General features: G+C 67.9%; 13 protein-coding genes. 9 read left to right on the top strand and 4 right to left on the bottom strand.

Annotation, left to right across the window (positions count from 1 at the left end; all coding sequences use genetic code 11):
- The first annotated feature begins 178 nt into the window (after window positions 1-178).
- The 7 genes from purL (at window position 179) to QZV84_RS05470 (ending at window position 6,791) form a co-directional block, all read left to right on the top strand.
- Entirely contained in the window at window positions 179-2,548 is a 2,370-nt protein-coding gene (purL, locus tag QZV84_RS05500) for a phosphoribosylformylglycinamidine synthase subunit PurL (RefSeq protein ID WP_292826531.1), read from the top strand.
- A 36-nt stretch (window positions 2,549-2,584) separates the two neighbouring features.
- Complete coding sequence (locus tag QZV84_RS05495) at window positions 2,585-2,719, top strand: hypothetical protein (protein WP_292826528.1); 135 nt, start codon at window positions 2,585-2,587, stop codon at window positions 2,717-2,719.
- A gap of 123 nt (window positions 2,720-2,842) precedes the next feature.
- Entirely contained in the window at window positions 2,843-3,598 is a 756-nt protein-coding gene (locus QZV84_RS05490; protein WP_292826525.1) for a hypothetical protein, read from the top strand.
- Between the two features lie 61 nt (window positions 3,599-3,659).
- Entirely contained in the window at window positions 3,660-4,526 is an 867-nt protein-coding gene (locus tag QZV84_RS05485; protein ID WP_363331878.1) for a hypothetical protein, read from the top strand.
- 227 nt (window positions 4,527-4,753) lie between these two features.
- Entirely contained in the window at window positions 4,754-5,185 is a 432-nt protein-coding gene (locus QZV84_RS05480) for a GntR family transcriptional regulator (RefSeq protein WP_292826522.1), read from the top strand.
- Entirely contained in the window at window positions 5,182-6,099 is a 918-nt protein-coding gene (locus QZV84_RS05475; RefSeq protein ID WP_292826519.1) for an ABC transporter ATP-binding protein, read from the top strand. Before QZV84_RS05480 ends, QZV84_RS05475 begins: the two co-directional genes overlap by 4 nt.
- Window positions 6,096-6,791, top strand: coding sequence for a hypothetical protein (locus QZV84_RS05470; RefSeq protein ID WP_292826516.1), 696 nt, complete (start codon window positions 6,096-6,098; stop codon window positions 6,789-6,791). Before QZV84_RS05475 ends, QZV84_RS05470 begins: the two co-directional genes overlap by 4 nt.
- A 54-nt stretch (window positions 6,792-6,845) precedes the next feature.
- Here QZV84_RS05470 and QZV84_RS05465 read toward each other — a convergent pair whose 3' ends face one another.
- Together QZV84_RS05465 and QZV84_RS05460 are read right to left on the bottom strand one after the other, a co-directional pair.
- Window positions 6,846-7,934, bottom strand: coding sequence for an ATP-binding protein (locus QZV84_RS05465; protein ID WP_292826513.1), 1,089 nt, complete (start codon window positions 7,932-7,934; stop codon window positions 6,846-6,848).
- A gap of 25 nt (window positions 7,935-7,959) precedes the next feature.
- The gene (locus QZV84_RS05460) at window positions 7,960-8,283 is read right to left on the bottom strand and encodes a chorismate mutase (protein WP_292826510.1); all 324 of its coding nucleotides are present in this window, start codon (window positions 8,281-8,283) and stop codon (window positions 7,960-7,962) included.
- A gap of 118 nt (window positions 8,284-8,401) precedes the next feature.
- Here QZV84_RS05460 and QZV84_RS05455 point away from each other — a divergent pair, with 118 nt between their 5' ends.
- Window positions 8,402-9,580 (top strand): AI-2E family transporter, encoded by a 1,179-nt coding sequence (locus tag QZV84_RS05455; RefSeq protein WP_292826507.1) that lies wholly within the window; start codon window positions 8,402-8,404, stop codon window positions 9,578-9,580.
- On the opposite strand, the gene QZV84_RS05450 is transcribed toward QZV84_RS05455, so the two are convergent.
- Window positions 9,577-10,839 (bottom strand): beta-propeller fold lactonase family protein, encoded by a 1,263-nt coding sequence (locus QZV84_RS05450; protein ID WP_292826504.1) that lies wholly within the window; start codon window positions 10,837-10,839, stop codon window positions 9,577-9,579. The genes QZV84_RS05455 and QZV84_RS05450 overlap by 4 nt on opposite strands.
- Window positions 10,839-12,125 (bottom strand): adenylosuccinate synthase, encoded by a 1,287-nt coding sequence (locus QZV84_RS05445; protein ID WP_292826501.1) that lies wholly within the window; start codon window positions 12,123-12,125, stop codon window positions 10,839-10,841. Before QZV84_RS05445 ends, QZV84_RS05450 begins: the two co-directional genes overlap by 1 nt.
- A 153-nt stretch (window positions 12,126-12,278) precedes the next feature.
- Between QZV84_RS05445 and argG the strand changes: the two genes are divergently transcribed.
- On the top strand, window positions 12,279-13,721 hold the full coding sequence (gene argG, locus QZV84_RS05440) for an argininosuccinate synthase (protein WP_292826498.1): 1,443 nt from the start codon (window positions 12,279-12,281) through the stop codon (window positions 13,719-13,721).

Below are 13,721 nucleotides of genomic sequence, written 5' to 3'. Positions count from 1 at the left end.
ACAACCATTTGGTTGTACATTACGCCGGCTGCCCGATCATGTCAACCCTCACCATCCCGCAGTCGACGCCTGCGGAGCGGATGCGGAGCTCAACTAGACTGAACGCGTCCGGCGTCCCCGATTCCTGGAGCTGAGCCGCGTGACCACCCCCTCCCAGACCACCTCCGGTTCTGCCCAGATCTCCCCGGTGCGTCCCGCGGCCGATACCGTCCTGAACGCCGCCGAGACCCCCGAGCGCGAGCAGCCGTACGGCGCTCTCGGCCTCAAGGACGACGAGTATGCGCGGATCCGCGAGATCCTCGGCCGCCGCCCCACGAGCGGCGAGCTGGCGATGTACTCGGTCATGTGGTCGGAGCACTGCTCCTACAAGTCCAGCAAGATCTACCTGCGCCAGTTCGGCGAGAAGGTCTCCGACGAGATGAAGACCCGCCTCATGGTGGGCATGGGCCAGAACGCCGGCGTCGTCGACATCGGCGAGGGCTGGGCCGTCACCTTCAAGGTCGAATCGCACAACCACCCCAGCTACATCGAGCCGTTCCAGGGCGCGGCCACCGGCGTGGGCGGCATCGTCCGCGACATCATCTCGATGGGAGCCCGCCCGGTCGCCGTGATGGACCAGCTGCGCTTCGGCGCGATCGATCACCCCGACACCGCCCGCGTCGTTCACGGGGTCGTCAGCGGCATCTCGTTCTACGGCAACTGCCTGGGCCTGCCCAACATCGGCGGCGAGACCGTGTTCGACGCGGTCTATCAGGGCAACCCGCTGGTCAATGCCCTCGCGGTCGGCGTGCTCCGTCACGAAGACCTCAAGCTCGCCAACGCGTCGGGCGCCGGCAACCTGGTCGTGCTCTTCGGTGCACGCACCGGCGGCGACGGAATCGGGGGCGCCAGCATCCTCGCTTCCGACTCCTTCGGTGCGACCGGCCCGACCAAGCGTCCGGCGGTCCAGGTCGGCGACCCGTTCGCCGAGAAGCTGCTCATCGAGTGCTGCCTCGAGCTGTACCGCGATGACCTGGTCGAGGCGATCCAGGATCTCGGCGCGGCGGGCATCTCTTGCGCCACCAGCGAGCTGGCCGCCAACGGCGGCAGCGGCATGCGGGTCGACCTCGAGAAGGTGCTGCTTCGCGACCCGACCCTCACGCCCGAGGAGATCCTCATGAGTGAGAGCCAGGAGCGCATGATGGCGATCGTCGCGCCGGAGAAGCTCGATGCTTTCCTCGCGGTCGTGCAGAAGTGGGATGTGGAGACCAGCGTGCTCGGCGAGGTCACCGGCGACGGCCGCCTGGTCATCCAGTGGCACGGCGAGGTCATCGTCGACGTGGACCCCTCCACCGTCGCGGTCGATGGGCCGGTCTACGAGCGCCCCGTCGCCTACCCGGCGTGGATCGACGCGCTCCGCGACGACTCGGCGGATGCGCTGACCCGGTCGGATGACCCCGACACGCTGCGCCGGCAGTTCGAGCAGCTGGTCTCCAGCCCCAATCTCGCCGACACCTCGTGGGTCACCAACCAGTACGACTACTACGTCATGGGCAACACGGCCCTGAGCTTCCCTGACGACGCCGGCATGATCCGCGTCGACGAGCAGTCCGGCCTCGGTTTCGCGATCGCGACCGACTGCAACGGACGCTTCTGCCAGCTCGACCCGTACGAGGGCGCCAAGCTCGCCCTCGCCGAGGCGTACCGCAACGTCGCGGTGAGCGGTGCGGTCCCCACAGCGGTCACGGACTGCCTGAACTTCGGCAGCCCCGAGAACCCCGAGGTGATGTGGCAGTTCTCGCAGGCGGTCGCGGGCCTGGCCGACGGATGCCTCGAGCTCGGCATCCCGGTCACCGGCGGCAACGTCAGCTTCTACAATCAGACCGGCGACCGGCCGATCTTCCCGACGCCGGTCGTCGGCGTGCTCGGCATCATCGACGACGTCGCCCACCGCGTGCCCAGCGGCTGGCAGGACGCGGGCGAGAACATCTACCTCCTCGGGGTCACCGCCACCGAGCTCAGCGGCTCCGCGTGGGCTGGAACCGTGCACGGCCACCTCGGCGGACGTCCGCCGGCGGTCGACCTCGGCAACGAGAAGAGACTCGCGGGGCTGCTGCGCGCGGCATCGCAGCAGTCGCTCGTCTCGAGCGCGCACGACCTGTCCGCCGGCGGACTGGCGCAGGCCCTCGCCGAGGGCGTGCTGCGCTTCGGCGTCGGCGCGCGTGTCTGGTTGCGCGAGATCATGGAGCGCGACGGGGTGGATGCCGCATCCGCGCTGTTCTCGGAATCGACAGGTCGCGTCATCGTCACCGTGCCCCGCGAGGACGACGTCAAGTTCCGCGGGCTCTGCGAGGGCCGAGGCTACCCCGTGCTGCGCATCGGCGTGACCGATGCGCCCGGCGCGGTGTCCAACGGGGCGCTGCACGAAACCCCAGGCTTGCCGGCGCACACCGACGAGCCCACCCTCGAGGTGCAGGACCTGTTCACCCTGTCGCTCACCGAGCTGCGCGACCTCTCGACCTCGACGCTGCCCGCCGCCTTCGGTCCGACGGTCACCGAATTGTCATAGTCGGCTGAGATCTCGATGCGGCTCTAAGCTGGGCGCATGGCGAACGACGACGAGTACAGCGACTACACCGAGACGCGGCAGCGCCGCGTCAAAATCGTCGCGTGGGTCGTCATCGTCTCGCTGATCCTGGTCGGAGGCGGCGCCACCGTGCTCGCCCTGATCTTCGGCTGACCGCTGAAGGCGGACGCCCGAAGCTGTCGTCGAGCAGCGCGCCAGCGCGTATCGAGACAGGGCCGACCTGCCAGTGCGCTGAACAGCAGGGCAGGCGCCTCGCACGCGGATTAGCATGGTCTCGTGGAGATGTTCCTCCTGTTCGTCGAGAGTTGGTGGTGGGTCGCGCCCGTCGCTGCGGGGGCCGGGGCGGCGACATACGCCGGAGTGACCGCCAGGGGTCGCCGCGCGCGGAGAATCGAGCTGGATGCCGCCCGTCGTGAGGTCTCCGTCGCATCTCGGGCCCTCATCGCCGCGCGTGCTCGCGTGCGCGAGGCGCAGGCCCAGGTGCTGTCGGCTCGAGCGGCGTCCGGCTCACCCGCGTTCGGCAGGCAGCTCGCGAACCCCGAGACGGTCCAGGCGAAGCGCCGGCTGCAGGAGGCCAAGCGCGAGGCGGGTTCCGCGTCGCTCGTGCTGCGGGCACGGCGGGCAAGCGTCAAGTCCACGACTGCGCTGTACCACGCCGCCTCGAGCGCCGACCCGCTGCCGGTCGAGCGGCTCTTCGCCGCCCACGATGCCGTGGTCGCGCGCTGGATGTCCTATGAGACCGACGTCGCGAAGGCGATCGCCTACCCGCAGCTCAGCGACACGCGCTACCCGGCGACCCTTGCGTTCTTCCGCGCCTATCGCGCCGCGCAGGTCCTGCGGCCGGCATCCGCTCGCGAGCGCATCCCGGTCGAGAGGTTCCTCGAGTACCGTGACGCGGTCCGTTCCCTCGAGGCCGCGTTCGACGAGGCCGAACGTCAGGCGGGCGCCGCCGATCCTCGACCTGCGCCGCCGCGAACGCCGATCTGGCCCGTTCCCGCCTGGCTTCCGATGCGTCTGCCCACGTCCGAGTAGGCGTGCTGCCTGAGTCCCCTGAGCCGACCGCGCAGGCAAGGCCGACGGCTACCATGACTGTGTGGAACCCGTCTTCACGTTCCTCAGCGGCTACTGGTGGCTCATCTTCCCTCTGATGGGTGTGGTGGGCGCCATCGGAAGCGCCTGGGAGCGCGGCGCCCGCCGACGCCACCGGCGTCGGCTCGAGGTTCTGCATGCCAAGGCGGAGCTCAAGGCAGCGCCGGCCCGGACGGTCATGAGTCGCGAGGGTGGCGCGACGACGCAGGGCACCCGGCTCGAGCGGCTGTTCGACGCCCAGGACGCGGTGACCGCGCGATGGCTGGACTACGAGCTGGACGTCGCGAAGATCATCGCGTTCCCGGCGATGAGCGACGGCCGGCAGCCGCTGACAGCGGCGTTCCTCCGCGCCAAACGCGTCGCCGATGGCCTGCGGCCGGCATCCGCCAAGGCACGTCTCACGAAAGACCAGCTCACCGAGTACCACAACGCAGTCACCGACTACGAGGTCGCGTTCGACGTGGCTGAGCGTGACGCACGAAGGCTCAAGGACTCCACGTTCAGCACCGTCGAGCGCAAGCGCCTCGACACCGCCAAGCAGCTGCTCACGATCGCGGTCGACGAGGCTGCGACGCCCGCCGAGCGCCAGGTCGCCTACCGCCGAGTGCGCGAAGAGCTGGACGGTTTGATCTCACTGTCGGACGAGGCGATCGAGGTGCTCGAGGCCAAGGTCTCGCTCGAACTGACGACGGGGAGGGCGCCACGGACGCCTCCGCAGGCGAACACCCCGCAGTCGACGACAGCGGATGCCGCGCCGTCGCGTGACCGCCCGGATGCTGCTCGATCGGATCAATCCGCTCCGTGGCCTGTTCCCGCGCGCAGCTCGGACACGGCACCGGGGCGTGTCGTGCGGCGCAAGTCACGCCCCTGACGCCGCGCCGGGTCAGTCGCAGTCCGCCTGCTGGCCACGCATGGATGTCACGCGCCGTCGTTCTCGACGTTTCCTAGAGGTGTCGGCGGCTTCGCGAGCTCGATCTGCCATCACTTCCCCGAAGGCGCGAGCAGATCGGACACCAGGGCCGTCGTCGCGCTTGCCGTCCTCTCGGTTCTATGGTTACCTAGTTAGGTAAGTAACCACATAAGCAAGCAGAGGACCGCGTGATCGAAGAAGGCAGGGCTCTCTTCCTCCAGATCGCCGAGAGCGTCGAGGACTCGATCATCGACGGCAGTCTGCCGGAAGAAGGCCAGGCTCCATCGACGAACGAACTCGCCGCGTTCTTCCGCATCAATCCGGCCACCGCCGCGAAGGGAGTGAACATGCTCGCCGACAAGGGCGTGCTGCACAAGCGGCGCGGCATCGGCATGTTCGTCGCGCCGGGCGCGCGCGATCTTCTGCTCGCCGAGCGTCGTACCGCATTCGCCGACCGCTTCGTCGACCCACTGCTCGTCGAGGCCCGCAAGCTCGGCCTCGGAGCCGATGACCTCAGCCGCCTCATCCTCGACCGCGCGGCCGCTGCGGATGCGGTTCTTGCATCGAGCGATCGTCGGCGGGCCGAAGCGTCCGTCACCACGGAAGGAACCTCACGATGACCGATGTGATCGAGGTGCAAGGCCTCACGAAGCGTTACCGCGATGTCGTCGCGGTCGACGATGTGTCATTCACGATCGAGAAGGACACGATCTACGGTCTGCTGGGCCGCAACGGCGCCGGCAAGACCACGGTCATGTCGATACTCACGGCGCAGAACTTCGCGACCAGCGGCGAGATCCGCATCTTCGGGGAGAAGCCGTACGAGAACGCACGCGTGCTCTCGCGCATGTGCTTCGTGCGGGAGGGTCAGAAATACCCCGACGACGCCAAGCCGATCCACGCATTCCGGTCGGCTCGTCTCTTCTTCCCGCACTGGGACGAGGCCTTCGCGCAGCGGCTGATCGCCGACTTCCAGCTGCCGGTGAACCGACGCATCAAGAAGCTCTCGCGGGGCCAGCTCTCGGCAGTCGGCGTGATCATCGGACTCGCTTCGCGAGCCGAGATCACCTTCTTCGACGAGCCGTATCTGGGCCTGGACGCGGTCGCGCGGCAGATCTTCTACGACCAGCTGCTCGAGGACTACAGCGAGCACCCTCGAACGGTCATCCTCTCCTCACATCTGATCGACGAGGTCGCCAACCTGATCGAGCGGGTTCTTGTGATCGACCGTGGGCGCATGCTCCTGGACGAGACCACGGATGCGATGCGCGATCGCGCATCCACGATCGTCGGTGACTCCGACGCCGTGGACAGCTTCATCGAACACCGCGAGGTGATCCATCGGGAGCGCCTCGGCAGGGTGACCTCTGTCACCGTGCTCGGCCCGCTCGACGCTGCGGACCGCGCACAACTGGGCCGCCTCGGGCTCGAGGCGGCCCCGGTCTCTCTGCAGCAGCTCATCGTACGGCTCACGCAGCACTCCACCGGCGGCGCCGTCGATGCGTCCGCCCCGATCGAGGAGGTGTCCCGATGAATCGCCCTCTGAACGTCGTGCGGCTGCAGCTGGTCAACAAGATGACCTACATCTGGATCCCGCTGCTCATCCTGGTCGGCGCGTGGGTGCTTTCCATGGGCATCTACGCGATGCTCGCCGGCAACGGGGTCCCCGGGCCGTTCTACGGCGGCGGCTCGCAAGCGCCTCTATGGTACTTCCTGGTGGTCGGCATCCAGGCGCTGACCTTCTCGTTCCCCTTCTCACAGGCGATGAGCATCACGCGACGGGAGTTCTTCCTAGGCACGCTCCTGACCGCGTTCCTGACCGCCGCGATCCTCTCGACGGTGTTCCTGCTGGGCGGGTTCATCGAGATCGCCACCGGCGGCTACGGCATCAATGGCTACTTCTTCCTGCTCGACTGGATGTGGGCACCCGGATGGTGGGCGGCCTGGCTCATCTACTTCGCGATCGCGATGTTCATGTTCGTGGTCGGGTTCTGGGCTGCCACGATATACAAGCGGTGGGGCACGATCGCCATCACGCTCCTGCTCGTCGGTCTGGGCGCCCTGCTGGTCGGGGCGATGTGGCTCATCGGCAGACTGGATGCCTGGAACGAGGTGTCCGCCTGGTTCGCGGCACAGGGCTCGCTCGGGCTCACACTGTGGGGCGTGCTGCTGATCGCCGCGCTCGCCACGACGTCGTACCTCACCCTACGGCGCGCGACCCCTTGACGCAGGGACTGCTGCCTCGCCCCGAGCGGATCGCCGGGGCGGGGCAGCCGCGCGTCAGCGCAGCGGAACCTTCACGTCGCTGCCGCCCTCGTGGGTCAGCCGCGCACCCATCTGCACGAGGCTGGGCTGGTCGACGAATCCGCCGGCGAAGAGAGCCTGCCCCTGCGTGAACGCGGGCGACCGCTCGAGAAGCCATTCGGGCGCATAGCCGAACACCTGAGAGAGGTCTGCCAGGTCGCGGGGCGAGCTCATGCGCATGAGCGCGAGGTTGTCGCACTGCGACAGCGCGTTCGGGTGCACTTTGGAAGGGCGCTGCGTCGACAGCAGCAGCCACAGGCCGTACTTGCGACCCTCAGCCGCGATCTGCACGATGCGCTCGGTGAGCAGCTTCTCGACCGGGGTCACGGGTTCGGGCGTGCACAGGTTGTGCGCCTCGTCGATCACGATGAGCCGGCCGACGCGCTGCTCGCGGTTCTCCCACAGGTGGTCCAGTACGGCGAGCGCCGCGGCACGTGACTCCGACGGCGTGGCGAATCCACCCAGGTCGACGACGGTCGCGTCGGCGCCATCGTCGATGTCGTCAGTCACGGTGCGTTCGCCCCACGCCCACAGCTTCCAGTCGGCGACACCGAGATTCTCGAGGCGCATCGCGAGTTGATGACGCACACGATCGGGATGCGAGCGCATGAAGCCGACCAGATCGTGATCGGGCAGCAACTGGAGGTCGGTCTCCATATGCATCATGGTGTTGTAGTCGTCCGCGTCCAGGAGCGGATCGACCTGAAGGATCGCCGCCCGCGAGCGCAGCGGCATCGACATGTACCGCACGAGCAGCGGGTGCTCGGCATCCACGGTCGAACGGCGCACCCGGATGTCCCTGGTGGCGAGTTCGGCGGCCTCGGCCGCGGGCGCATCGTCGCGGATGTCGCCGAGCCTCACGAAGTCGGAGTTCGGATCCAGGATCACCAGCGGCAGCTTCGTGTGGAGCAGGATCTGCTCGAGGGCGACGCCGAGCGCGTAAGTCTTGCCCGAACCGCTCTGCCCGCACCAGAATGTGTGCCGGTTCATCTTCGACGCGATCAGGCGCGCCGGAGCCGCATTCTCGGACTCCAGCAGTGTGCCGATCGTCAGATCGCCAGTCATATCGGTGCTCCTCGCCGGTGGGCGCTCAGCGGTCCTCGGCCGCTTCGACGTGGTGGCGGATGACCTCGGCGACCACGAACGTGAACCACTTCTGCGCGAACTCGGGGTCCAGATCAGCATCGATCGCGAGCGTGCGAAGGCGTGCGAGCTGCTGCTCCTCGCGGGCAGGATCGGATGCCGGCATTCCGTGCTCGGCCTTGAGCCTGCCGACCTGCTTCGTCGCACGGAACCGCTCGGCGAGGATGTACATCAGCGCGGCGTCGATGTTGTCGATGCTGCCGCGAAGGCGGTGAAGGGTCTCGAGCGCCTCGGCGTCGTCGGTGTTCGGCACAGACGTGGAATCGGTCATGGAGTTCCTCCTCGCTCCCCGACGATACCGGGCCGGACGTGGAGGCGCCGAGCGGCGCAGCGCTTTCATCCCCGAGGAGTGAGGGCGGTGAGACGGGCTGGGCTCTAGAGTGTGAGCCATGACCGATGGCACACCCTCACCCGAGCCGTTCGCGGCGAGTCCCGCAACGGGGACCGACGTCGCAACGCCGGATGCCGGTGCCGTCATCGCCGACGCGACGGTGTCGAGTGACCGCGGTGGTCGGCCATTCTGGGCTCATCTCGACAGCCCGTTCACCGCCGGGCTGCTGCTCACCCTGGGTGGCCTGGTCGCGATCCTGCTCGGCATCGCGCTGACCAACATCGCCACGGTCATCGTGTACATCGCCCTCGCGATGTTCGCCTCGCTGGGCCTGGACCCGGTGCTGAAGTGGTTCGAAAGCCACAACGTCAAGCGCGGGTGGGCGATAGCCATCGTGTTCCTGATCCTCGGGGTCATCGGCGTCGGGCTCCTCTGGCTCGTGGTTCCGACTCTCATCGAGCAGATCGGTGCGTTCATCACCGGCATCCCCGCCACGATCGCCAATTTCGAGACGACCGACACGTACAAGTGGCTCGAGGGCATATTCGGCCCGGGCCTGAACACCCTGGTCAACGATCTGCAGTCGTTCGTCACGAACCCCGCGAACATCGCCGCGATCTCGGGGGGGCTCCTGAAGATCGGCGCCGACATCGCCACCGCGATCTCGGGCGGGCTCATCGTCGTCGTGCTGACGCTCTACTTCGTCGCATCGCTTCCAGCGATCAAGGAGTCGATGATGCAGTTCGCACCGGCCCGCAACCGGCCGAAGGTGCGCGACATGACCAACCAGATCACCGAGTCGGTCGGCGGCTACCTGATGGGCATGGTCATCCTGGCGTTCTTCAACTCCGTCGTGGCGTTCCTGCTTCACCTGATCCTCGGACTGCCCTACCCGCTGCTGATGGGCGTGCTCGCCTTCTCGATCACGATCATCCCGCTCGTCGGCCCGGTGCTGTACTGGATCTTCGCGACGGTCCTGGCCTTGTTCACGAGCCCGTTGGCGGCGCTGATCTTCGGCATCTCCTACCTGATCTACATCCAGATCGAGGCGTATGTGATCACCCCGAGGGTCATGTCGAAGGCCATCTCCATCCCCGGCTCGCTCGTGGTCATCGGAGCCCTGATCGGCGGGACGCTGCTCGGACTGATCGGGGCGCTCGTCGCCGTTCCCGTGACGGCGTCGATCCTGCTGATCATCAAGCAGGTCTTCATACCCAGGCAGGACGCCAAGATCTAGGCCTGCTTCGCCACCAGCAGGCAGGTGGGCGTCGGCGTCTCGACCCGATGGCGCACGCGGCCCGGTACACCGGTGCGCAGATCGAGCGTGAGCGAGGCGACCTGGTCGGAGCGCTGTCCCGCAACCAGCAGCGTGTCGCGCACCACGACGTGGTGTCGCGGCCAGTCGACGGCGGCATCCACGAGTGCGATCGGGGCGAGCGCATCGCCCGCACCGCGCACGCGCACGGTGGCGATCGTGTTGCTCCCGCGCACGCCCGCGTAGAGGAATTCACCATCGCGGGATGCCGCGATCTCGGCGGCGGCGTCGTCATCGAGCATGCCCGCCCCGAGCGATGTGCCGGTCACGATGCGCCAGCGCCCGGTCACGTCGGGCGCGAGCGCGAAGATCTCGCGGCTGAGCTCGGTCACGACGTAGAGGTGTCCACTCGGATGCCACACCATGTGCCGGGGTCCGCTGCCCCGAGGCAGCACCACCTGCTGCACGGCGCGAAGGCCCGATTCGGCGGGACGCCAGAAGCGCACGAGATCCCAGCCCATGTCGGTTGTCGCGACCAGTCCGGCGGGCAGGAAGACGGCCTGATGCGCACGCGAGGCACGAGGCACCGCGTCCTCGACGACATCGGCCGGCTCGGGTGCAGCCGATTCGACGTCGTAGTCCGGCACGAGATCCCGGTACTCGTCGCCGGTGGCGGCCCGCAGCGCCCGGGCCGCGTCGGCGAGATCGACACCGCGGCTCAGGTCGACGCCGCTGGTCAGATCGCCACCCCGGTGCGGGTCGACACCGCCGGACAGATCGAGGGCACCGCTGAACTCGGCGGGTGCGGCATCAGGACCGTAGGGGTCCGCGGCCGCGACACCGAGGACCGGCGCCGACGGCCGGCCCGCAGCATCCAGGGACATCCGCACGACATGTCCGTCGCCCCAGCAGCTGGCCACCAGCGAGCCGCCGTCCGGGGCGACGGCCAGGTGGCAGACGGCCTCACCCGCCTCGACCGGACCGCCGAACGGCTCGAACGTCGCGTCACCGGTGCGACGGTATGCACGCACGGTCCCGGCGTCCTCGAGCGCGGCATAGACCACATCGAGTGTGGGATGTGCGCTCAGCCAGGAGGGTGAGGCCTCGGCGGCCACCGCGTTGCCTCTGAAGCGGAGCTGACCACCGGCAAGAATCTCATCGGCGGCTCCCGCCGTGAGGATGCCGATGCCGGTCGCGTTGCCATTCGAGCGCGCCGTGTAGCCGCCCGTCCACAAGCGCATCAGTCGACGAGGCCGTGGCGCACGATGACCGCGTCGCGCGACGCACCGACGCCGATCACCGAGATGCGGGTTCCGCTCATGCGTTCAAGGGCGAGCACGTAGTCCTGCGCGGCGCGCGGAAGATCCTCGAACGTACGCGCACCCGAGATGTCGTCCTTCCAGCCGGGGAAGAACTCCAGGATGGGCGCCGCGTGGTGGAAGTCGGACTGGTTGACGGGCACTTCGTCGAACCGCGTGCCCTCGACGTCGTACGCGACGCACACCGGGATTTCGTGGAGCCCGGTGAGGATGTCGAGCTTGGTGAGCACCAGGTCGGTGATGCCGTTGATCCGGGTCGCGTATCGCGTGATCGGTGCGTCGTACCACCCGACGCGGCGCGGACGCCCGGTCGTGGTGCCGAATTCGAAGCCGCGCGAGCGCAGCCATTCGCCCTGCTCGTCGAACAGCTCGGTCGGGAACGGTCCCGACCCGACGCGCGTCGTGTACGCCTTGACGATGCCGACGATGCGATCGAGCCGGTTCGGCCCGACGCCCGCGCCGGTCGCGGCACCGCCCGCGGTCGCCGACGACGACGTCACGAACGGGTAGGTGCCGTGGTCGATGTCGAGCATCGTCGCCTGGCCGCCCTCGAAGACGACGACCTCTCCGGCATCCAGCGCGTCATTCAACAGCAGCGACGTGTCGCACACCATGCTGCGCAGACGGTCGGCGTACGAGAGCAGGTCGTCCACGATCTCATCGACCGCGATCGCGCGTCGGTTGAAGACCTTCACGAGCAGGTGGTTCTTCTGGTCGAGCGCCCCCTCGACCTTCTGACGCAGGATGTTCTCGTCGAAGATGTCCTGCATCCGGATGCCGACCCGGTTGATCTTGTCCGCGTACGCCGGACCGATGCCGCGGCCGGTCGTGCCGATCATCCGCTTGCCGAGGAAGCGCTCGGTCACCTTGTCGAGCGTGCGGTGGTACTGCGTGATCACATGCGCGTTCGCGCTGATCTTGAGCCGGCTCGTATCCAGGCCCCGGGAGTTGAGCGCCTCGAGCTCGGCGAAGAGCACTTCGAGGTCGACGACGACGCCGTTGCCGATGACGGGGGTGACGCCCGGAGACAGGATGCCGGAGGGCAGCAGGTGCAGCGCGTACTTCTCGTCGCCGATCACGACGGTGTGGCCGGCGTTGTTGCCGCCGTTGAACTTGACGACGACGTCGGTGCGATCACCGAGAAGATCTGTCGCCTTGCCCTTGCCCTCGTCTCCCCATTGAACTCCGACGATCACGATCGCTGGCATGAGCTACTCCCCCGTTGGCGGACGGTTACACCGCAGTCTATCGAGGCTGGGATCAGCCGCGATGCGAGACCACCTGCGATCGGTGCCGACTTCCGGCATCCGCTTCATCTCGCCTCTGCGGGCCCGGCAGCACCTCCTCAGTAGACTCGAGGGATGTCGAAAGTCCTGCAGTCCCTCCCCGTCGGCGAACGGGTCGGCATCGCCTTCTCCGGGGGCCTGGACACCTCCGTCGCAGTGGCCTGGATGCGTGACAAGGGCGCCATCCCGTGCACGTACACCGGTGATCTGGGGCAGCCCGACGAAGACGACATCGACGCGATCCCCGGTCGCGCTCTCGAGTACGGCGCCGAGATCTCGCGGCTGATCGACTGCAAGACCGCGCTCGTCGAGGAGGGCCTCGGCGCCCTCGCGTGCGGCGCATTCCACATCCGCTCCGGCGGCAAGACCTACTTCAACACCACGCCGCTCGGGCGTGCGGTCACCGGCACGATGCTCGTACGCGCCATGAAGGACGACGGCGTCGAGATCTGGGGCGACGGTTCCACGTACAAGGGCAATGACATCGAGCGGTTCTACCGCTACGGGCTGCTGGCCAATCCGCGGCTGCGCATCTACAAGCCCTGGCTCGACGCCGACTTCGTCACCGAACTGGGCGGCCGCTCCGAGATGTCGGCGTGGCTGGTCGAGCACGGCTTCCCGTACCGCGACAGCGCCGAGAAGGCGTACTCGACCGACGCGAACATCTGGGGGGCGACCCACGAGGCGAAGACGCTCGAGCACCTGAACGTCTCGCTCGAGACCGTCGAGCCGATCATGGGCGTCAGATTCTGGGATCCCGACGTCGAGATCGCCACCGAGGATGTCGCGATCACGTTCGAGCTCGGCCGGCCGGTCGCGCTCAACGGCGTCGAGTACCCCGACCCGGTACAGCTCGTCCACGAGGCGAACCGCATCGGCGGTCGCCACGGCCTGGGCATGAGCGACCAGATCGAGAACCGCATCATCGAGGCCAAGAGCCGCGGCATCTACGAGGCCCCGGCGATGGCGCTGCTGTTCATCGCCTACGAACGCCTCGTGAACGGCATCCTGAACGAAGACACCCTCGCCACCTATCACGAGCAGGGCCGCCGCCTCGGGCGGCTGATGTACGAGGGTCGCTGGCTCGAGCCGCAGTCGCTGATGCTGCGCGAGTCGATCCAGAAGTGGGTCGGCTCGACGATCAACGGCACCGTCACCCTGCGTCTGCGCCGGGGAGAGGACTACACGATCCTCGACACGACCAGCCCGAACCTCTCCTACGGCCCGGACAAGCTGTCGATGGAACGCGTCGGCGACGCCGCCTTCGGCCCGACCGACCGCATCGGCCAGCTGACGATGCGCAACCTCGACATCGCCGACTCGCGCTCTCGCCTGGAGCAGTATGCGGGACTCGGCCTCATCGGCGGGGCGACCGGGGCGCTGGTCGGTCGCATCACCTCCGGCGAAGCCGACGAGATCACCGAGCACGCCTTGCGCTACTCGGCCGAGCGCGAGCAGCTCGCCGACGCCGTAGACGAGGCATCCGAGTCGGCGTCGTTCGACTTCGGCGCCGACTGA

This window comes from Microbacterium sp. (assembly GCF_011620715.1).
Lineage (GTDB): Bacteria > Actinomycetota > Actinomycetes > Actinomycetales > Microbacteriaceae > Microbacterium.
This window is presented reverse-complemented; position numbering and strand designations above follow the sequence as displayed.

What these genes read in the sequence shown, in the direction of transcription:
- QZV84_RS05470 (WP_292826516.1), top strand. Translation starts at nt 6,096, where the DNA reads ATGAATCGCCCTCTGAACGTCGTGCGGCTGCAGCTGGTCAACAAGATG.
- QZV84_RS05455 (WP_292826507.1), top strand. Translation starts at nt 8,402, where the DNA reads ATGACCGATGGCACACCCTCACCCGAGCCGTTCGCGGCGAGTCCCGCA.
- QZV84_RS05495 (WP_292826528.1), top strand. Translation starts at nt 2,585, where the DNA reads ATGGCGAACGACGACGAGTACAGCGACTACACCGAGACGCGGCAGCGC.
- QZV84_RS05465 (WP_292826513.1), bottom strand. Translation starts at nt 7,934, where the DNA reads ATGACTGGCGATCTGACGATCGGCACACTGCTGGAGTCCGAGAATGCG.
- QZV84_RS05475 (WP_292826519.1), top strand. Translation starts at nt 5,182, where the DNA reads ATGACCGATGTGATCGAGGTGCAAGGCCTCACGAAGCGTTACCGCGAT.
- QZV84_RS05445 (WP_292826501.1), bottom strand. Translation starts at nt 12,125, where the DNA reads ATGCCAGCGATCGTGATCGTCGGAGTTCAATGGGGAGACGAGGGCAAG.
- argG (WP_292826498.1), top strand. Translation starts at nt 12,279, where the DNA reads ATGTCGAAAGTCCTGCAGTCCCTCCCCGTCGGCGAACGGGTCGGCATC.
- QZV84_RS05460 (WP_292826510.1), bottom strand. Translation starts at nt 8,283, where the DNA reads ATGACCGATTCCACGTCTGTGCCGAACACCGACGACGCCGAGGCGCTC.
- QZV84_RS05450 (WP_292826504.1), bottom strand. Translation starts at nt 10,839, where the DNA reads ATGCGCTTGTGGACGGGCGGCTACACGGCGCGCTCGAATGGCAACGCG.